Below are 17,732 nucleotides of genomic sequence, written 5' to 3' on the forward strand. Positions count from 1 at the left end.
TCGCGGCGGAGGATCGGATGCCATGGACACCAACGGAATTCCCTCCAGGCTCAGGGCAGCCGACGCCGACCGCGAGCAGGTCGCCACCCGCATCCAGGCCGCCGGCGGTGAAGGCCGTCTCACTCTCGAAGAGGTGGAAGACCGGCTGAGCGCTGTGTATTCCGCCAAATACACGGACGACCTCGCCGCGCTCACCTCGGATCTGCCGAAACCCGCCTCGAAGCGGCGCCCGCTCGTCTTCGCGCATCCGGCGGTGCGGATCCACCTCGCGATCGCCGTCGTGCTTTCGGTGCTGTCGATCCTCCGTTGGGTTTCTTCCGGAGTGCCGTTCTTCTGGCCGGCGATGCCGATGTTCTGGCTGGCCATGAGCGTCTTCGTGCATGTCCGTGTCCGCGGAGCGCGGCGCCGCTTCAAGCCGGAGGACGGCATCGCTGTGGCATAATGACCGGCATGCGACACCACGCGACGCGATTTTTTTACGGGACCCGGACTCCGGCTCCCGTGATCGCATAGTGCCGCCAATGCCATCACCCGAAGCCCCGGAGTCCACGGACCCCGGGGCTTTACGCTGTTCCGGGGGCCAGCAGGGAATCCGGACCGAAGAAAGGTCCCGATGAACACCACAGAGAAGCCGGACGCCGAAGAACCCATCGCCACGGCCGAGGAGATCGGCGAGCTCCGCAAGGAGATCGACTTCCTCGACGGCGAGATCCTGCGGCTGGTCAAACGCCGCGTCGAAGTCTCCAAGACGATCGGTGCGGCCAGGATGGCCGCGGGCGGTACGAGGATCGTCTACAACCGCGAGATGGACGTGCTCGCGCGCTACCGCGAACTCGGGCCGGAGGGCCGGCAGCTGGCGATGGCACTGCTCAACCTGGGGCGGGGCAGGCTGGGGCGGTAGGTGGTAGCAAAGGTCCCTTGCTCCCCCACGACGCACCCGGATCGCGTTTAGCCCGCTAAACGCGATCCGGCCACGTCACGATCCTGCGGCGTGAGGCGGAACTCAGGGTGTTCCCCGAGCCACGACGGCTCGGGACCAGGCAAACTGGACACATGATTAACCTCATCGCCGTGATCATCGCGATCGCCGGTGTCCTCGCGGCATTGGGCCATGTCGGTTATCTCGCCATGCTGAACAACGCGGCGGGTAAGCGCGCCGGCGGCACTCCCGTCGCCCAGTACGTCAAGACGCGCTGGCCGATCGCAGCGGGTACCACCGCGGCTTCGCTTTTCGCCTGGCTGCTCACGAGTGGGGGAACGACGCTCGACGTCATCGCGATTCTGCTTGCAGCGGGTAGCGGGATCACCGCCACGAAAGCCCTGCAATCGACCCAGCAGAAGTACCGCAGCGGCAACTGAGCGACCCCACCAGCGCCGATAGCACAGCGTTACGTCACCGAGGCCCGTTCGGCCGCGCCCGACCGAGTGAAACATCTGCAACTTGCAGAGTGGGTGAAGACTTGCGGGTGTCGAACTTTTAGTGTGGACCTCGTGAGGACCCTTGCGTCTGGGTCGGGCGATGCCCGTATGGCGCGCGGGGGCGATGGCCCCGCGCGCCCCGAGTCGTATGCGCGTGCATTTGCTCACGAGACTGCCCGGGAGTCTGCAAGCGAGGGATCCCGTGAAACCGCTGCTCCGTTCGGCTTAACCGGTGTCACATCGCCGTCAGGGCGGGCCTGTGAGGGGGTCGCTCGGACATGAACGGCTGGGCGGAACACCAGGGACGCAACGGCACCACACAGACAGGTCGTCACCGGGCGGGCGGCACCGAGAGCTGGACCCCACCCGTGCCGCCGAGGCGGCAGCGCCCGACCGGGCACGGGCATCACGCGCACCGCGAGTTCGCCCCGCCTTCCACCGGTTCCCTTCCCTTGCCGCCACCGCGGAACAGGAGGGCGCCGAGCCCCGGCTACGCCCCATCGAGCGGCCTGCTGCCGCTCCCCCAGCCCGCTCGCGAGGTTCCCGTGGAGCGCCCAGCCCGCGTCGAGGTCTCGTTGACCGAACCAGTCATGACGCCCGTCGAGGAGCGGCGTGCGAAGGCCGCCCAGCGCACGAAGGTGACGCTGACCGCCCCCTCCCCCCGTCGTCCCGAGCCCGCGGAGATCGACGACAGCGACGTCCGTGTCTACGTCGCCCCGCCCGTCGACGGCCTGAGCACCTTCGACCTCGGCTCGGTGCCCGCCTCGGTGACCCCGCCCAAGACCTGGCGCAAGGCCGCCTGGTTCGCGGCGGCGGCGTCCGCGCTGGTCGTGGTCGGCCTGCTCTTCGCCGGTTCGTTCCTGGTCGGCAAACCCCTCCCGGAGCAGCAGAGCCAGGGCGGCTGGCCCGGATACCGCGGCGGAAGCCCGCTGACCCAGGACGGTCTCGCCGGCAATCCGACCACCCCGCCCCAGGGTGGCGCGGCGGGCAACCCGTCCGAATCCGAGACCGACTCCTCCACAAAAGACGACCGGAGTTCCAGCAACTCCGGCACCTCGTCGGACAGTGCCGACACCGGCACCGGCTCGTCGCGGCCCGACTCGGGCGCACCGGCCACGTCCGGATCCGCGCCGTCGTCGAGCGACCGGCCGCAGAAACCGCCGGTCGTGCCCGCCGACCGCACCACCACGACGGCCGCTTGGTACGCGTCGCAGCCGGACGCGCAGGCGATGGGCGACAACACCGAGATCTTCCTCAACTCCGTCACCACCGACCCCCAAGAGGCGTCCTCGGTGACCTCCGGCAGCCTGGGCGAAGAAGGCGCTCAGGGCCTCCGGGAGCGCTACGCCGACGTCGCCTACTTCGAGGTGAAGAAGGTCAGCATCGACCAGCGCCGCGGCGTCACGGTCAACACCGTCGAAGTCACTCACAAAGACGGTACGAAGACCATGGAGCAGCGCACGTTCACCTTCGGTGACGACGAGAAGATCGTCGACGACGGCATGTAGGCGACCGCGCACGTGCAAGTGTCCTGTTCCTCTGCACGTGCGGTGCGTTGAGCGGTCATCCCTGGTCCGGGTGGGTGACCTATGCTGCCGTTCGTCGTATCGCGACGGCATTCCGGCGATAGAGCCTGGCCGTGCACCGTCCGCACAGGGTTACCTGACGACTGCAGGGTCCGCACCGTTCAGAAGACGGCCGCGCGGACCAAAGGCACCGGCCGAACGGCCCAGTGCCTGCCCCGGACCAGAGCGAGGAATTTCGTGCTTGATCGACAGCGCATACGGCGTGAGGACGCCGTACGTGTCGAGGACGTCATCCCGGAAGAGATCCTGAACGACACCCGCGTCGACCGCGAGTATCTCGAGCAGGTCTTCCGCGAGCCGCAGAAGTTCGTACCCGCGCGCACCCGTGAAGAGCCCGCGCCCCGGCCCGAGCCCGAAGAGGACGAGCCGGAGAGCCGCGCCGCCCGGCGGGCCAAACTGGCCGGGCTGGTCGCCGCCGGACTGCTGGTCGCGGGCGCCGTCGTCACCGCGGGCGTGCTCGCGGGCACCCAGCGGGAAGGCACGGTGCCGGGCGCCGCCGCACCCGAGACGATGAGCGGGGCCGCCGCGCTCGGCGGGCTCGCCGTCCCGGACTCCACGGAGCCGCAGCGGAAGCAGGAGACGCCGACGACCTCGGGCACCAGCTCGAAGGCGCAGCCGTCTTCGGGAATCGGTTCGGGCTCGCTCCCCCGGCAGAGTTCCCCGGCGGGCAGCACGAGTTCTCAGCCGGCCACCAAACCGGCCGCGGTCAGCACGGTCGAGGACAAGATCGAGGCGGTCCGGACGTTCTACCGGACCGTCGACGCCGATCCCTACGGCGCGATGTCGCTGATCACGCCGGTGCTGGCCGAGTCCGAAGCCGGCAGGCTGATCGAGGCCTGGAGCTCGATGGACGCCATCCAGATCCAGGACATCCGCGAACAGGCCGACGGCACCATCCTCGCCGTGGTGACCATGCGCAACCCGGACGGCGGCCTGCTCCGGGTCACCCAGGTACTGGAATTCGCCGACGAGACGACCGGCCTGATCACCGACGCGCGGCTGCTGTCCGCGCAGCACATGTGACGGACACCCCGCGTGTAACAGCCCTCCACCCAGGGCGATCAGAGTGTGCCGCGTGTGTGTGCGCAGAGTGAGCGCCTAGCCTTGTCACGAGTCGGTCTCGGAAAAGCCGGCACACAGACCACTACATGTGCATACGCTCCAACGCTGTGGCGTGCTGAAGGCCGCACCGCGTGCGCGGACGACTCCGCGACGTGAAGACGGAGCCCAAAGGGAGGTCGCGTGAGCGACGAGGGTCGCCTGGTCGCCGGTCGATATCGCATCGCCGGGCGGATCGGCACGGGCGCGATGGGGGCCGTGTGGCAAGCGCACGACGAGGTACTCGGCCGCACGGTGGCGATCAAACAGTTGCTGCTGCAACCGGGGCTCGAGGCTCACGACGCCGAAGACGCCCGCCAGCGCACGATGCGTGAAGGACGGATCGCCGCGCGACTGCACCACCCGAACGCCATCTCGGTGTTCGACGTCGTCACCGACGACAACGGCCAGCCCTGCCTGATCATGGAGTACCTGAACTCCACGAGCCTCGCCCAGGTGCTGCAGGAGGAGCGGACGCTGCCGCCGACCGAGGTCGCGCGGATCGGCGCGCAGGTCGCGGCGGCGCTGACCGAGGCGCACGCGGTCGGCATCGTGCACCGCGACATCAAGCCCGGCAACATCCTGCTGGCGCCCAACGGCACCGTGAAGATCACCGACTTCGGCATCTCGCGGGCCAAGGACGACGTCACGGTCACGAAGACCGGGATGATCGCCGGAACCCCCGCCTACCTGGCGCCCGAGGTGGCCATCGGCGGCGACCCCGGCCCGGAGTCGGACGTTTTCTCGCTCGGCTCGACGCTCTACGCGGCCTGCGAAGGCCAGCCGCCGTTCGGCCTGAGCGAGAACACGCTGAGCCTCCTGCACGCTGTCGCGGCCGGGCAGATCATCCCGCCGCGTCAGTCCGGCCCGCTCGCCAGCGTGCTGGCCGTGCTGCTGCACCCGGAGGTGCGGCACCGGCCCACCGCCGAAGAGTGCGAAGAGCTTCTCGCCGCCGTCGCGCGGGGTGAAACGCCGCTGGGCGGTCCCGCCGACGAGACCGTGCTCGCCGCGCCGATCGCGGGCGCGCTCGCCGGTGGCGGCGTGACCCAGGCGCTCGACAGCGAGGCCGCAGGCCACTCGGGTTCGCTCCTCGACGATCAGGCCGCGGCCGGTTCGTACTACGACGACGAGGACGACTACCACCAGCCGCCCGCGTCGGGATACCCGGAAGACGACTACGACGGGTACGACAACTACGACGAGACGGCGTTGCTGTCCGAACGCGGTCACCCCGGCGGCGGCCCCGCGCCCACGCGCGCCGTCCCGATCCCCGCGGGCGGCTACGACGACGATCCCTACGACGACGATTACGACGACCCGCCCCCGCCGCCGCCCACCCGCGCGCAGACCAGCCCGGTGGACGAGGACGACGAGAAGCCGGGTGCGTGGAAGAAGCCCGCGATCATCGGCGGTGTCGTGGTCGTGGCGCTGGCCGCGCTGGGCTTCTGGCTGCTGAGCCCGAACAACCCGGAGACGCCCGCGCAGGTGGGGAACTCGTCGACGAAGCCGACTCCTTCGGCGACGTCTTCCGCTCCGGAGACGACGGAAACGCCGACGGAGACGGAGTCGGCCGAGCCGCCCAAGGAGACGACTTCGTCGAAGAAGACGTCGAGCAAGGCGAGCCAGACGGACGAGCCGGATCGGCCGACCAGTTCGAAGAGTTCCGCCAAGCCACCGTCGAAGACGACAACTCCGACGACACCGACCTCGTCCAATGAGCCGACCGAACCGTCATCGCCTCCGGCGAGTCCGTGATCCGATCCGAGGCTGCAATTGAGTTCTGAAGGTTCCATCGTCGGCGGCCGATACCGCCTCGACCAGCCCATCGGGCGTGGCCGGGCGGGCATCGTGTGGCTGGCGTTCGACACCCGTCTGCTGCGCACGGTCGCGATGAAGCGCATGTATCTGCCCGTCGGCCTCCCGCCGGACCGGGCGGAGCAGGCCAAGGCCGTCGTAGTCCAAGAAGGCAAGGACGCGGCCAAGTTCGAGCACGCCACCGCCATCAAGGTGTACGACGTGCTGCCCGACGGGCCGGACGTGTGGCTGGTGATGGAGTACATCCCGTCCCGCGGGATGGCGGCCTTCCTCGCCGAACACGGCAGGCTGACCGCGGAACAGGCGGCCGGGCTGGGCATCGTGCTCGGCCGCGCGCTGGCCGCGATGCACGAGGCCGGGGTGGTGCACCGGACGGTCGAGCCGGGCACGGTCCTGCTGGCCGACGACGGCGGCGTGAAGCTCACCGACATCGGCATCACCGGTGGCGGCCCGAGTCCGGCGTACCGCGCGCCCGAGGTGGCCCGCGGCGAACCGGCGACTTCGGCGTCCGACGTGTTCTCGCTGGGCGCGACCCTGTACACGGCCGTCGAGGGGGTGCCGCCGTTCGGTGAGGACGGCGAGTCCTCGGAACGGCCGCCGCAGACCGCCGGGCCGTTGGCCGGCGCGTTGCGCAAGATGCTGCGGGCGGAGCCGGACGCGCGGCCGACGATGGCCGACACCGTCCGCTCGCTGAACGCGATCACGGAAGGGCGGCAGACGGCGTTCATCCCGCCGACCGCCCCCGCGATGCCGACGGTCCCGGCCTCGATGCCGATCCCGACGCAGCAGCCGTCGCAGCAGCCGGTTCCGCAGTTCCCCCAGCACCAGCCGCAGCAGTATCAGCCGCCGCAGCCGCAGTACGCGCCGCCGACGCAGCAGTACGCTCCCGCTCCCGCTCCCGCCGCGCCGGCGGCCGCGAAGTCGCCGGACACCCGGAAGCTGCTGATCACGGTCGGCGCCGTCGTGGCGGCGATCCTGATCGGCGTGCTGTTCGCGGAGCTGTTCCTGATTTAGAGCCGCTCGCGGACCAGCGTCGCCAGTTCGACGGGGCGGCTGAGGTACGGGCTGTGGCTCGCGCGCCAGGTCACCGTCGTGTCGCACCGGGCGGCGAAGTGGACGACCATTTCCGGGACGAGCGCCCGGTCTTCGGTGCAGGTGACGTACGTGGTCGGGGTGTCCTTCCACGCCGAGCCTTCCGGCGACTCGTCGAAGATCGTGACGGGTTCCGGGCGCAGCAACTCCGTGGCGCGCTCGGCGACGGCGTCCGTGCAGTCGGCGTACATGGCCTCGCGGACGGCGGCGAGGTCGAGATGGGTCCAGCCTTCCTCGTCGAAGATCAAGGGCAGCTGCTGGGGTTCGCGGCCGGTTTCCTCTCTGGTCCGCTCGATCCAGTACTGCGCGGTTTCACCCGGCTCGCTGACGATCGCGGCCAGATAGATCAGGTGTGCGGTCCCCTGGAGCCCGCTGGCGGTCAGACCGCCGAAGGAATGCGCGAGCACCACCGGCGGCTCGGCCGCCTTGTCGACGATTTCCTGGACGGTCCGGGTGGTTTCGGCGATCGGGCGGCCGCCGAGGTCGGGGACGGTGACCTCGACGCCGTCCCGGCGAAGGCGTTCGACGAGGTCGTCGAAATGGGCGGGCTGGTGCCATGAGCCGTGCAGGACGATCAGGGGACGCACGGAAGTCCTTTCGCTGGCGGGAATATGGCTTCCCTGCCAGGTTGTCGACCGCCCGCGCGGCTGTTCAAGCTCAGCCGGTTTTCGTGCCCACTCGACCATTCCCGCTTGCCTGTCCGGCCCCTTCGCGGATCGCGCCGAGGAATCGCCGCACCGCGGGATGTTCCCTGGCGTGCGCGGCGACGGCCGCGTGGATGGACCGCACCGGATCCGGACGGCGGACCTTGCGGATGGCGACGCCGGGGTGCGGGGCGCCGAGGCCGAGCTCCGGGATCAGCGCGACACCGAGCCCGGCGGCCACGAACCCTTGTGCCGTCTGGTAATCCTCGGATTCGACGACGTGGTTCGGGGCGAAACCGGCCGCGCCGCAGGCGTCGAGCAGGATGTCGCGGCAGGCGCCGGGGAGACCGTCGACGCCGACCCAAGGATCCTCCGCGAGCTCGGCGAGATCGAGCACGCGTTTGCGGGCGAGCCGGTGGTTCTTCGGCAGGATCGCGCGGTACGGGTCGTCGAGGAGGTGGATGTACTCGACGCCCTTGATCCGGGGAGAGCTGCTGGGGAGCACGATCATCGCGACGTCGGCCTCGCCCGACTCGATCTCGGGCATCGAATCGTCGGGCTCGACCAGTTTCAGGTCAAGGCGGACACCAGGGAAGTCCCGGCGCAGCGCGGCGACGGCCAAGGGCACCAGCGACGCGCCCGCGGTGGCGAAATAGCGGATCGCGAGCCTGCCCGTGCGGCCTTCCTTGAGTTCGGTGAGCGCGGCTTCGGCCTTGGCGAGCTGCGTGCTCAGCGTTTCCGCGTGTTCGGACAGCAGCGAACCGGCGGGCGTCGGGCGCACGCCGCGGCCGACGCGTTCGAGCAGTTCGACGCCGGCTTCCCTTTCCAGGGTGGACAATTGCTGGCTGATCGCGGAGGGTGTGTAGCCGAGGTTCCTGGCGGCGGCGGTGATCGAACCGCTGCTGATCACGGCTCGGAGGACCTGCATGCGGCGGACGTCCAGCATGCTCCGATCGTACAGTTCTTCTTAAGGCTCCCTGCAGTTATTTTCGCTTGTCCTTACGCGTCGGCCCGGCAAAGCTGGGCCAGGCACTTAAGGAGGACTGGGGTGGGCGAGACGAAGACCCTGCTGCGGATCGGCGCGCTGGCGCTCATGTGGGGATCGAGTTTCTTCTGGATCAAGCTGGGGCTCGGCGCGTTCACGCCGGTGCAGCTGGTGCTGGCGCGGGTGGCGCTCGGCGCGGCGGTGCTGATCGGGCTCTGCTATCTCGGCCGGGACAGGCTGCCGTCGGGACGGCGGATCTGGGGACACCTGGCCGTCGCGGCGTTCTTCCACAACGCGCTGCCGTTCCTGCTGTTCGCGTGGGGTGAGCTGACCGTCGATTCGGGGATCACCGGCGTGCTGAACTCGACGACGCCGCTGTGGGTGTTGCTGGCCGCTCCGATGATGGGTGCGCGGACGAAGATGACCGCGGTGCGGGTCACCGGGCTGGTCGCCGGGCTCGCCGGGATCCTGCTGATCTTCGCGCCGTGGGAGGCCTCCGGCCTGCTCAGCTGGGGCGCGCTGGCGTGCCTCGCGGCGGCCGCGAGCTACGGTTTCGCGTTCGTCTACGAGGGCAAGTACCTCACCGGCACCGGTGACTCGCCGATGTCGCTGGCCGGCGGGCAGATGCTGCTGGCGACCGGGTTCCTGCTGCTCGCGATGCCGATGGGCGGCTTCGAACCGGTGCACCTGAGCACCGGCGCGGTCGTCGCGGTGGTGATCCTGGGCATCGGGTCGACCGGGATCGCGTTCGCGCTGAACTACCAGCTCCTCGCGAGCGAGGGTGCCGTGGCGGCGTCGATCGTCGGCTACCTGCTGCCGGTGGTCTCGGTGCTGCTCGGCGCGGTGTTCCTTGCCGAGCCGCTGAACCTGCGGGTGATCGCGGGGATGGTCGTCGTGCTGGGCGGGGTCGCGCTGACCCGGCTCCGCCCGAGGGAGCAAGGGACCTTTGCTACCACTTCGCAGGTCGAGCGCCCTTTGGCCGCCGCCGACAAGGTCGCGCCATGACGGACACGACGACGCTGTGGCGCCCCACCGGACCCGTCGAGCTCGACCTCGTCCGCGAGTCGGGCTGGCGCGAATGGCCGCCGAGGCTACCGGAGCAGCCGATCTTCTACCCGGTGCTGAACGAGGACTACGCGATCAAGATCGCCCGTGACTGGAACGTGCGCCACGACGGCGCGGGCTTCGTGACACGGTTCGAGGTCGAGACGTCGTTCGTCGAGCGGTACCCCGTCCAGCAGGCGGGCGGGAAGACGATCCTGGAGCTCTGGGTCCCGGCCGAAGAGCTCGCCGAGTTCAACACGCACATCGTCGGAAAGATCGAGGTCACCCACGAATTCCGCTGACCTGCGTTTCGCGGGCTAATCGCGACGCGGTGGGGCCTGGGGGCTCGCCGGATCGCGTTTAGCCCGCGAAACGCAGGTCAGGGCGCCAGGGTCGCGAGGATGAGCAGGGCGGCGAGGACGATCTCGACCCAGAAGTAGAGCCAGCTCGGATAGAACCGCTCGGGCCGTTCCGCGAACCGCGCGACCAGCCGTCCGAAGGCCATCCCGGCGAGCGCGACGGCCACCGCGATCGCGACACCCCGCTGGATCCCGCCGACATCGAAAGCCGCGAACCCGAGCAGCACCGCGACAGCCACCCCGAAGCCGCCGTAGACGGCCCGCACCTCGGTCCGCGCCGTCGCCGACTCCAGCGAGATGCCGAACGGCCGGATCAGCCGCTTCGGCGCGGCGAGCCCGAGCAGTCCCATGCCCAGGAAGAACACGGCCACCAGGCCGAGGAGAACAGGCGCCACCTAGACGAGACGCCGGTCGGAAGCCCAGCGCGAAAGCTCGTACCGGTTCGACAGCTGCGTCTTCCGCAAGACGCTCGACACATGGGTCTCGACGGTCTTCACCGAGATGAACAGCTCCGACGCGATCTCCTTGTACGCGTACCCGCGCGCGAGCAGCCGCAGCACGTCGCGTTCCCGCGGGGTCAGCAGGTCGAGATCCGGGTCGCTGATCGGCGCGGAACCCGGCCGGTCGGCGAACGCGTCGAGCACGAACCCGGCCAGCCGCGGCGAGAACACCGCGTCCCCGTCCGAGACCCGCACGACGGCGCGCACGAGCTCCTTCGACGAGATCGTCTTCGTGACATACCCCCGCGCCCCCGCGCGGATCACGGCGATCACGTCCTCCGCGGCGTCGGAGACCGACAGCGCGAGGAACACGACGTCCGGCAGTTCCGGCCGGACCCGGCGCAGCACCTCGGCGCCGCCACCGTCCGGCATGTGCACGTCGAGCAGCACGACCTGCGGTTTGGTCCGGGCGATACCCGCGACCGCCTCGGCGACCGACCCCGCCTCACCGACCACGCGGACGTCGTCGGTGATCGAGTCCAATTCGGTGCGCACACCCGCCCGGAAGAGCGCGTGGTCGTCGACGAGGAAGACCTTGACCGGCTCCCGCGTCTGCTGGTTCTCCGTCACGATGCTCCCTCGCTCGCCCTGTCCCGTGAGCATAGCGACCTCACGCCGCACCCTTCCCCGCCTTGACCGGCATCTCCAGCTGGACCTCGGTTCCTTCACCCGGTGCGGTACGCAGTTTCAGCTTCCCGCCGTGCCGTTCCATCCGCCCCCGGATGGAATCGGCGAGACCGTGCCGGTCGCTCGGCACGACGTCGGGGTCGAACCCCTTGCCCCGGTCGCGCACGAACACGGTGACCGCTGTCGGCTCGACCTCGGCGTACACGCTGACCTCGTCGACGCCCGCGTGCTTGGCGGCGTTCACGATCGCTTCACGCGCCGCCTGGACCAGCGCGGTCAGGGGCTCGTTCAGCGTCGCCTCCCCCACGACGACCTGCTGCACCGAGATCGCGAACGCGTCTTCGACCTCGCCGCACGCGGCCGCGAGCACTTCGGACAGCTGACCGCTGACGGCCTCTTCCTCGGTCTTCTTGCTCTTGCCGTACCCCGACGGCCCGTACAACCAGCCACGCAGCTCGCGTTCCTGACCACGCGCGAGCCTGGCGACCTCGCGCGGCGATTCCGCCTGTTTCTGGATCAGCGCGAGGGTCTGGAGGACCGAGTCGTGCAGATGCGCGGCGATCTCGGCGCGTTCGTCGGTGCGGATGCGGGCGGTGCGCTCGTCGGACAGGTCGCGGACCAGGCGCAGCCAGAACGGGACGGTCAGCACGGCGACGCCGAACAGCGTCGCGATCACGGCGACCAGCGCGAATTTGACCTGGTCGATGCTGCCGCTCTCCAGAACGACGACGCCGATGCCGGTCATCACCAGCGCGACACCGGCGACCAGGCGGATCGCGGCCGACCAGCCCCCGCCGCCGAGGAACGCCGTGGCGACTCCACCCTTGGCACTGATACGCCAACGCCGCCGCTGCGATTCGTCGGCCTCGCGCCAGACGACGGCCGCACCGATCATCGCCAGCGCCAGCGGGATGGCGACCCAGCCGCTGATCAGACCGGTCAGCGTGCCACTGGCGACGGCGAGGCCGACACCCAGCGCGATGAGCCCGAAGGCCTGCTGCTTCTCCTTCGGCGCGGACTTCTCCGGCTCGGCCTCGCCGGATCGCTGCTGGACGAACACCCAGAGCAGGCCGTAGGCGAGCAGGCCAACGCCGTTCAGGGCGGCCAGCAACGCGAACGCGATCCGGACCCAGAGCACCTTGACGCCGAGGTGGTCGGCGAGGCCGCCGGCGACGCCCGCGATGGCGCGGCCGGAACGGCGGCGATACATCTTGGGCGGCTCGAACGGTGCCGGGGACAGGCTGCCGGGAACGGGCACCGGAGTGCGCTCGATGATCGTCGGCTTCACCTGTCCGGCGAGGTCGTTGGGGGCGGATTCCTGCACGTTCTCCATGGTCACACGGAGTGGGATACTGATCCATCGGGGAAACCCCTGACTCTTCCCGCTGGGGGAAACCTCAGGGGAGTTCCCGGATGTGGCGAGGGCCGGCCAGGGCGCATTCTTTGTGGCATGAGTGGGAGTGAGACACAGGTTCCGAAGCGCGGCCCCGCGGCCGGCTTCGAGGAGACCGTCAAGGATTTCTGGCGGAGCAGGCCGGTCCGGCCGGTACACGGCCGCAAGTTCGCCGGCGTCGCCGCGGGCATCGGCTACCGGTACGGCATCGACCCGACCGTGGTCCGTGTCGCGCTGGTCGCCGCGACGGTGTTCGGCGGGTTCGGCGTCTTCGTCTATCTGCTGGGCTGGCTGTTCCTGCCGCAGGAAGGCGACCGCGTTTCCGCGTTCGAGGGCCTGATCGGCCGGGGTCGCGCGTCGAGTTCGCCGGCGTTCGCGGTGCTGCTGCTGATCCTGCTGTTCCCCGGTCTCACCTGGACCTTGAGCGGCGGCTGGATGACCGACGGCACCGGGCTGATCGGTTTCGCGCTGATGGCCGTCGCGCTGTACCTGCTGCACCGCAACCGCGGCCAGTTCAACCGGCCGTCGATGCCCACCCCGGCTCAGCCCGCCGCCGCGTTCTCGATGGCGTCGGCGTCGGCCGCCTCCGCTTCGACGGCGACCGAGGGCGGCTGGGACCCGCTCGCGGCCGACCCGTCCGCTTGGGATCTGCCGAACGCCTCGCCGTCCGGCGGCATGCCGCCGCAGACCCCTCCGCCGCCGCCCGCGCCGCCGATGCCCCGTCGCCGCAAGTCGAAGATCGGCGCCGCGACCTTCGGGATCGCCGTGCTGGTCGGAGGAGTCGGCACCGTCCTCGGCCTGGACGGTGAGCCGTGGTTCACCATGCAGCACGTCGTCGGGCTCACCCTGGCCGTGGTCGGTATCGGGCTGGTGGCCGGTTCGTTCGTGCGAGGCGGTCGCGGCCTGATCGGGCTCGCGGTGCCGCTGGCGATCGTCGGGATGGCGCTGACCACGGTGCCGTTCGAGAACTTCTCGGTCAAAGGCGGCGTCGGCGACCTGAAGGCGACACCCGTCCAGGTGTCCGAGGTGCTGCCGGAGTACCACCGCTCGGCGGGGAACATCGACGTCGACCTGACCAAGCTGCCGGCGGGCGCTTCGGTGACCACGAAGGTGTCCAACGGTGCGGGCAACTCGACGGTGCTCGTGCCGGCGGGAGCCGAAGTGAAGGTCTCGTGCGAGACGGGCGCCGGTGACATCGACTGCCTCGGCCAGTCCCGCTCGGGGGTGGGCGAGGAAGTCATCGACTTCACCTCGCCGGGTTCCAACGGGCAGAAGATCACTGTGAAGGTCGAGAACGGTGTCGGGAACGTGGAGGTGCGTCGTGGCTGAGTACGACTACGACAACTACGACAGCACGCAGACCCAGGCGGCTCAGCCGGCGAAGCGCGGGGTGGACGTCATCACCCTGATCGTCGGGATCGCGACGCTGCTGGTGTCGGGTTACGTCCTCTCGGACGGCTCCACGTGGCTCCCGCAGTTCGACTTCCGGTGGATCATGGCGGGCGGGGCGATCTTCGTCGGCGTCCTGCTACTCGCCGCTTCGCTGCGCAAGAGCCGCCGCTAGCGGCGCCGCTGACGCTCCACCCCACTCCGAAGGCCCCGGCCCCTCGCCGGGGCCTTCGCCTTGCTCCGCCCCCTCCCGCGCCGACCTGCGTTTCGCGGGCTAAACGCGATCCGGCGTCGCCACCGTGCCCACCCCCGCCGACCTGCGTTTCGCCCCCTAATCGCGATCCGGGCCGCGGCGGGTGCCCCAGGCCTCAGAACGCAGTTCGCGGGCTAAACGCGATCCGGTCGCCTGGGTGCCCCCAGGACCGACAGATCGCGATTAGCCCGCGAAACGCAGGTCGGGACGGGAGCGGTCACTCCCACTCGATGGTGCCCGGCGGCTTGGACGTGACGTCCAGGACCACCCGGTTCACCTCGGCGACCTCGTTGGTGATGCGGGTCGAGATCCGCTCCAGGACCTCGTACGGCAGCCGCGTCCAGTCCGCGGTCATCGCGTCCTCGGACGACACCGGCCGCAGCACGATCGGGTGCCCGTAGGTCCGCCCGTCGCCCTGGACACCGACGCTGCGGACGTCGGCCAGCAGCACCACCGGGCACTGCCAGATCTCGCCGTCGAGCCCGGCCGCGGTGAGCTCTTCGCGCGCGATGGCGTCCGCCGCGCGCAACGTCTCGAGCCGTTCGGCGTCGACGGCGCCGATGATCCGGATGCCGAGCCCCGGGCCCGGGAACGGCTGCCGCTGCACGATCGTCTCCGGCAGCCCGAGCTCCAGCCCGACGCGCCGCACCTCGTCCTTGAACAGCAGTCGCAGCGGCTCGACGAGCTCGAACTGCAGGTCGTCGGGCAGCCCGCCGACGTTGTGGTGGCTCTTGATGTTCGCCGCGCCCTCGCCGCCGCCGGACTCGACGACGTCCGGGTACAGCGTGCCCTGGACCAGGAACTTGTAGTCGCCCTCGGCCTTGAGGTCGCGCTCGGCCTGCTCGAACACGCGGATGAACTCGCGGCCGATGATCTTGCGCTTCTCTTCGGGGTCGGTGACCCCGGCCAGCGCGTCGAGGAACCGGTCGCGCGCGTCGACGGTCACCAGGTTCACCCCGGTCGCGGCGACGAAATCGCGTTCGACCTGGGTGCGCTCGCCCGAGCGCAGCAGACCGTGGTCGACGAACACACAGGTCAGCCGGTCACCGATGGCCCGCTGGACCAGCGCGGCGGCCACGGCGGAGTCGACGCCGCCGGACAGCCCGCAGATCGCCCGGCCGTCGCCGACCTGCTCGGCGATGCGCTTGACCTGATCGTCGACGATGGACGACGTCGTCCACTGCGGCTTGATGCCCGCGATGTCGTGCAGGAAGCGGCGGAGCACCTCTTGGCCGTGCGGCGAGTGGTGCACCTCGGGGTGGTACTGGACGCCGGCGAAGCGGCGCTCGACGTCTTCGAACCCGGCGACGGCGGCGCCGTCACTCGAAGCGGTCACGGTGGCGCCCTCGGGGGCCTTGGTGACGCTGTCGTTGTGGCTCATCCACGCGGGCTGGTTGCTCGGGAGACCGGCGTGCAGGACGCCACCCTCACCGGCGACGCGGACCTCGGTGCGGCCGAACTCGCGGATCCCGGTCGGCTCGACGGTGCCGCCGAGGGCCTGCGCGAGCACCTGGTGGCCGTAGCAGATGCCGAGGATCGGCACGCCCGCGTCGACCAGCCCGGGGGCGAGGGCGGGCGCGTTCTCCGCGTACACGCTGGAAGGACCACCGGAAAGGATGATCGCGGAAGGGTCCTTGGCGAGGATGTCCTCGGCGGTGGCGGTGTGCGGGACGACCTCGGAGTAGACCTGCGCCTCACGCACGCGGCGCGCGATCAGTTGCGCGTACTGCGCCCCGAAGTCCACGACGAGTACCGGACCGGTGGGACTGGGCACCTGAAACCTCCAGATCAGAGCAGTACGCTTCCCCACCATCGTCCCAGGTGGGCCCGGTCACCCCGCCGCCAACCCCCTCACGATTCAGGACAGCGGATGACCGCGAGGCGGCCTAGCGTCCGGGGACATGGGCATCGACTGGAGCAAGGAACTCTCCGAACAGCTCGACTGGCACTGGACGAACCACCTGCGCCCTCGGCTGGAGACCCTCACCGACGACGAATACCTCTGGGAACCCGTCGAGGACTGCTGGACGGTGAGGCCGGGTGAAAACGGCGACGTCACGATCGACTGGGCGTATCCGGAGCCGTCCCCGCCGCCGGTGACGACGATCGCCTGGCGCCTCGCGCACATTATCGTCGGCGTCTTCGGGATGCGGACCGCGTCGCACTTCGGCGGCCCGCCCGCCGACTATCAGACCTTCCCCTACGCAGCCTCCGCCAAAGAAGCGCTGGAGCAGCTCGACGACGCCTACGCGCGCTGGCGTGACGGCGTCCGCGCCCTCGCCGCCGAAGGCCTCGAACGCCCCTGCGGCGAGGCTGAGGGCCCGTACGCGGAGTACCCCTTCGCGGCCCTCATCCTGCATATCAACCGGGAGGCCATCCACCACGGCGCCGAAATCCTCCTGCTGCGCGACCTCCACCGATCGCGTTTAGCGGGCTAAACGCGACGCGCCCATACTGGGGGCCAGCCGAGGAAAGGACCCGTCGTGCGAGCGACTCTCATCTACGGCGCCGGTGACGTGCGCGTCGAGACCGTCCCGGACCCGAAGCTGAGCGAACCGACCGACGCCCTCCTCCGCGTCGTCCGCTCCTGCATCTGCGGCAGCGACCTCTGGCCGTACGGCAGCATGCCCGCACGCGACCGCGGCGTCCGGATCGGGCACGAGTTCCTCGGCCTCGTCGAGGCCGTCGGCTCCGACGTCACCACGCTCAAGCCGGGAGACCTGGCCGTCGCGCCCTTCGTCTACTCCGACAACACGTGCCACTTCTGCCGCGAAGGCCTCCACACCTCCTGTCTGCACGGCGGCAACTGGGGCGCGAAGGGCGTCGACGCCGGTCAGGGCGAGGCCGTCCGCGTCCCGCAGGCCGACGGCACGCTGGTGAAACTGCCGCACACCGAGGACGACGACCTGCTCGCCTCGTTCCTCACGCTCTCCGATGTTTTCGCGACCGGCCACCACGCGGCGGTCAAGGCGGGCGTGAACGAGCGCACCACCGTCACCGTCATCGGTGACGGTGCCGTCGGTCTCTCCGCGGTGCTCGCGGCGAAACGCCTCGGCGCCGAGCGCGTCATCCTGATGGGCCGCCACCGGACCCGCACGGACCTGGGCCGTGAGTTCGGCGCGACAGACGTCGTAGCCGAGCGCGGCGACGAAGGCATCGAGAAGGTGCGAGAGCTGACAAGCGGCGAAGGCACGCACACCGTCCTCGAATGCGTCGGCACGAAGCCCGCCTTCGAGATGGGGGTCGGTGCTGTCCGCCCCGGCGGCACGGTGAGCCGCGTCGGCGTGCCGCAGTACGCCGAGGGCCCGATCGGCCCCGCGCTCTTCCGCCGCAACATCACCGTCACCGGCGGCGTCGCCCCGGCCCGCCACTACATCCCCGAACTGCTCGAAGACGTCGTCGAGGGCAAGTACCAGCCCGGCAAGGTCTTCGACCGGACCATCGGGCTCGAAGAGGTCCCCGACGGCTACCGTGCGATGGCCGACCGCGAGGCGCTCAAGGTGCTCGTCAAACCCTGACTGGAATACC

19 protein-coding genes are annotated in these 17,732 nt (G+C 70.0%); 13 read left to right on the forward strand and 6 right to left on the reverse strand.

Features of this window, described 5'->3' with window-relative positions:
* Positions 1-22: 22 nt before the first annotated feature.
* The 7 genes from AJAP_RS35245 (at position 23) to AJAP_RS35275 (ending at position 6,932) form a co-directional block, all read left to right on the forward strand.
* Positions 23-442: a DUF1707 SHOCT-like domain-containing protein gene (locus tag AJAP_RS35245; protein ID WP_038519621.1), complete on the forward strand. Its 420-nt coding sequence runs from the start codon at positions 23-25 to the stop codon at positions 440-442.
* A 171-nt stretch (positions 443-613) separates the two neighbouring features.
* Positions 614-901 (forward strand): chorismate mutase, encoded by a 288-nt coding sequence (locus tag AJAP_RS35250; RefSeq protein WP_038519624.1) that lies wholly within the window; start codon positions 614-616, stop codon positions 899-901.
* A gap of 152 nt (positions 902-1,053) precedes the next feature.
* The gene (locus tag AJAP_RS35255) at positions 1,054-1,359 is read left to right on the forward strand and encodes a hypothetical protein (RefSeq protein ID WP_038519627.1); all 306 of its coding nucleotides are present in this window, start codon (positions 1,054-1,056) and stop codon (positions 1,357-1,359) included.
* 338 nt (positions 1,360-1,697) lie between these two features.
* On the forward strand, positions 1,698-2,927 hold the full coding sequence (locus AJAP_RS35260; protein WP_228694732.1) for a hypothetical protein: 1,230 nt from the start codon (positions 1,698-1,700) through the stop codon (positions 2,925-2,927).
* A 255-nt stretch (positions 2,928-3,182) separates the two neighbouring features.
* Positions 3,183-4,028: a hypothetical protein gene (locus tag AJAP_RS35265; RefSeq protein WP_038519632.1), complete on the forward strand. Its 846-nt coding sequence runs from the start codon at positions 3,183-3,185 to the stop codon at positions 4,026-4,028.
* Between the two features lie 219 nt (positions 4,029-4,247).
* Positions 4,248-5,858 carry a serine/threonine-protein kinase gene (locus tag AJAP_RS35270; protein WP_038519635.1) on the forward strand — a complete coding sequence of 537 codons (1,611 nt, stop codon included), beginning with the start codon at positions 4,248-4,250 and terminating at the stop codon, positions 5,856-5,858.
* A gap of 18 nt (positions 5,859-5,876) precedes the next feature.
* Positions 5,877-6,932: a serine/threonine-protein kinase gene (locus AJAP_RS35275; RefSeq protein WP_038519639.1), complete on the forward strand. Its 1,056-nt coding sequence runs from the start codon at positions 5,877-5,879 to the stop codon at positions 6,930-6,932.
* Here AJAP_RS35275 and AJAP_RS35280 read toward each other — a convergent pair.
* Together AJAP_RS35280 and AJAP_RS35285 are read right to left on the reverse strand one after the other, a co-directional pair.
* Entirely contained in the window at positions 6,929-7,597 is a 669-nt protein-coding gene (locus AJAP_RS35280; protein ID WP_038519642.1) for an alpha/beta hydrolase, read from the reverse strand. The two genes, AJAP_RS35275 and AJAP_RS35280, sit on opposite strands and share 4 nt — an antisense overlap.
* A gap of 70 nt (positions 7,598-7,667) precedes the next feature.
* Positions 7,668-8,600: a LysR family transcriptional regulator gene (locus AJAP_RS35285; protein WP_038519645.1), complete on the reverse strand. Its 933-nt coding sequence runs from the start codon at positions 8,598-8,600 to the stop codon at positions 7,668-7,670.
* 102 nt (positions 8,601-8,702) lie between these two features.
* Between AJAP_RS35285 and AJAP_RS35290 the strand changes: the two genes are divergently transcribed.
* Complete coding sequence (locus tag AJAP_RS35290) at positions 8,703-9,644, forward strand: DMT family transporter (protein WP_038519648.1); 942 nt, start codon at positions 8,703-8,705, stop codon at positions 9,642-9,644.
* Positions 9,641-9,985, forward strand: coding sequence for a hypothetical protein (locus AJAP_RS35295; RefSeq protein WP_038519650.1), 345 nt, complete (start codon positions 9,641-9,643; stop codon positions 9,983-9,985). Before AJAP_RS35290 ends, AJAP_RS35295 begins: the two co-directional genes overlap by 4 nt.
* Before the next feature lie 77 nt (positions 9,986-10,062).
* On the opposite strand, the gene AJAP_RS35300 is transcribed toward AJAP_RS35295, so the two are convergent.
* Genes AJAP_RS35300 through AJAP_RS35310 form a run of 3 tightly spaced genes read right to left on the reverse strand, consistent with a single transcriptional unit; the run spans position 10,063 to position 12,508 of the window.
* Positions 10,063-10,437, reverse strand: a complete 375-nt coding sequence (locus AJAP_RS35300) for a DUF4345 domain-containing protein (RefSeq protein ID WP_038519652.1) — start codon at positions 10,435-10,437, stop codon at positions 10,063-10,065.
* On the reverse strand, positions 10,438-11,145 hold the full coding sequence (locus AJAP_RS35305; RefSeq protein WP_085939730.1) for a response regulator: 708 nt from the start codon (positions 11,143-11,145) through the stop codon (positions 10,438-10,440).
* 7 nt (positions 11,146-11,152) lie between these two features.
* A complete protein-coding gene (locus tag AJAP_RS35310) occupies positions 11,153-12,508 on the reverse strand; it encodes an ATP-binding protein (protein WP_038519655.1) in 1,356 nt (451 codons plus the stop codon).
* Between the two features lie 111 nt (positions 12,509-12,619).
* Between AJAP_RS35310 and AJAP_RS35315 the strand changes: the two genes are divergently transcribed.
* Both AJAP_RS35315 and AJAP_RS35320 read left to right on the forward strand, forming a co-directional pair.
* Positions 12,620-13,891: a PspC domain-containing protein gene (locus AJAP_RS35315; protein WP_038519658.1), complete on the forward strand. Its 1,272-nt coding sequence runs from the start codon at positions 12,620-12,622 to the stop codon at positions 13,889-13,891.
* Complete coding sequence (locus AJAP_RS35320) at positions 13,884-14,126, forward strand: hypothetical protein (protein WP_038519661.1); 243 nt, start codon at positions 13,884-13,886, stop codon at positions 14,124-14,126. Before AJAP_RS35315 ends, AJAP_RS35320 begins: the two co-directional genes overlap by 8 nt.
* A gap of 295 nt (positions 14,127-14,421) precedes the next feature.
* Here the strand turns inward: AJAP_RS35320 and guaA are convergent, their stop codons facing one another.
* Complete coding sequence (gene guaA / locus AJAP_RS35325) at positions 14,422-15,978, reverse strand: glutamine-hydrolyzing GMP synthase (RefSeq protein WP_038519664.1); 1,557 nt, start codon at positions 15,976-15,978, stop codon at positions 14,422-14,424.
* 127 nt (positions 15,979-16,105) lie between these two features.
* Between guaA and AJAP_RS35330 the strand changes: the two genes are divergently transcribed.
* Together AJAP_RS35330 and AJAP_RS35335 are read left to right on the forward strand one after the other, a co-directional pair.
* The gene (locus AJAP_RS35330) at positions 16,106-16,642 is read left to right on the forward strand and encodes a DinB family protein (RefSeq protein WP_038519666.1); all 537 of its coding nucleotides are present in this window, start codon (positions 16,106-16,108) and stop codon (positions 16,640-16,642) included.
* A gap of 45 nt (positions 16,643-16,687) precedes the next feature.
* Positions 16,688-17,722, forward strand: a complete 1,035-nt coding sequence (locus AJAP_RS35335; protein ID WP_038519669.1) for a zinc-dependent alcohol dehydrogenase family protein — start codon at positions 16,688-16,690, stop codon at positions 17,720-17,722.
* The last annotated feature ends 10 nt before the right edge of the window (positions 17,723-17,732 follow it).

The sequence above is a fragment of the Amycolatopsis japonica genome, assembly GCF_000732925.1.
Taxonomy (GTDB): Bacteria; Actinomycetota; Actinomycetes; order Mycobacteriales; family Pseudonocardiaceae; genus Amycolatopsis; species Amycolatopsis japonica.

Coding starts and splice junctions, on each gene's coding strand:
- AJAP_RS35245 (WP_038519621.1), top strand. CDS start 23: ATGGACACCAACGGAATTCCCTCCAGGCTCAGGGCAGCCGACGCCGAC.
- AJAP_RS35250 (WP_038519624.1), top strand. CDS start 614: ATGAACACCACAGAGAAGCCGGACGCCGAAGAACCCATCGCCACGGCC.
- AJAP_RS35255 (WP_038519627.1), top strand. CDS start 1,054: ATGATTAACCTCATCGCCGTGATCATCGCGATCGCCGGTGTCCTCGCG.
- AJAP_RS35260 (WP_228694732.1), top strand. CDS start 1,698: ATGAACGGCTGGGCGGAACACCAGGGACGCAACGGCACCACACAGACA.
- AJAP_RS35285 (WP_038519645.1), bottom strand. CDS start 8,600: ATGCTGGACGTCCGCCGCATGCAGGTCCTCCGAGCCGTGATCAGCAGC.
- AJAP_RS35295 (WP_038519650.1), top strand. CDS start 9,641: ATGACGGACACGACGACGCTGTGGCGCCCCACCGGACCCGTCGAGCTC.
- AJAP_RS35305 (WP_085939730.1), bottom strand. CDS start 11,145: ATGCTCACGGGACAGGGCGAGCGAGGGAGCATCGTGACGGAGAACCAG.
- AJAP_RS35315 (WP_038519658.1), top strand. CDS start 12,620: ATGAGTGGGAGTGAGACACAGGTTCCGAAGCGCGGCCCCGCGGCCGGC.
- AJAP_RS35330 (WP_038519666.1), top strand. CDS start 16,106: ATGGGCATCGACTGGAGCAAGGAACTCTCCGAACAGCTCGACTGGCAC.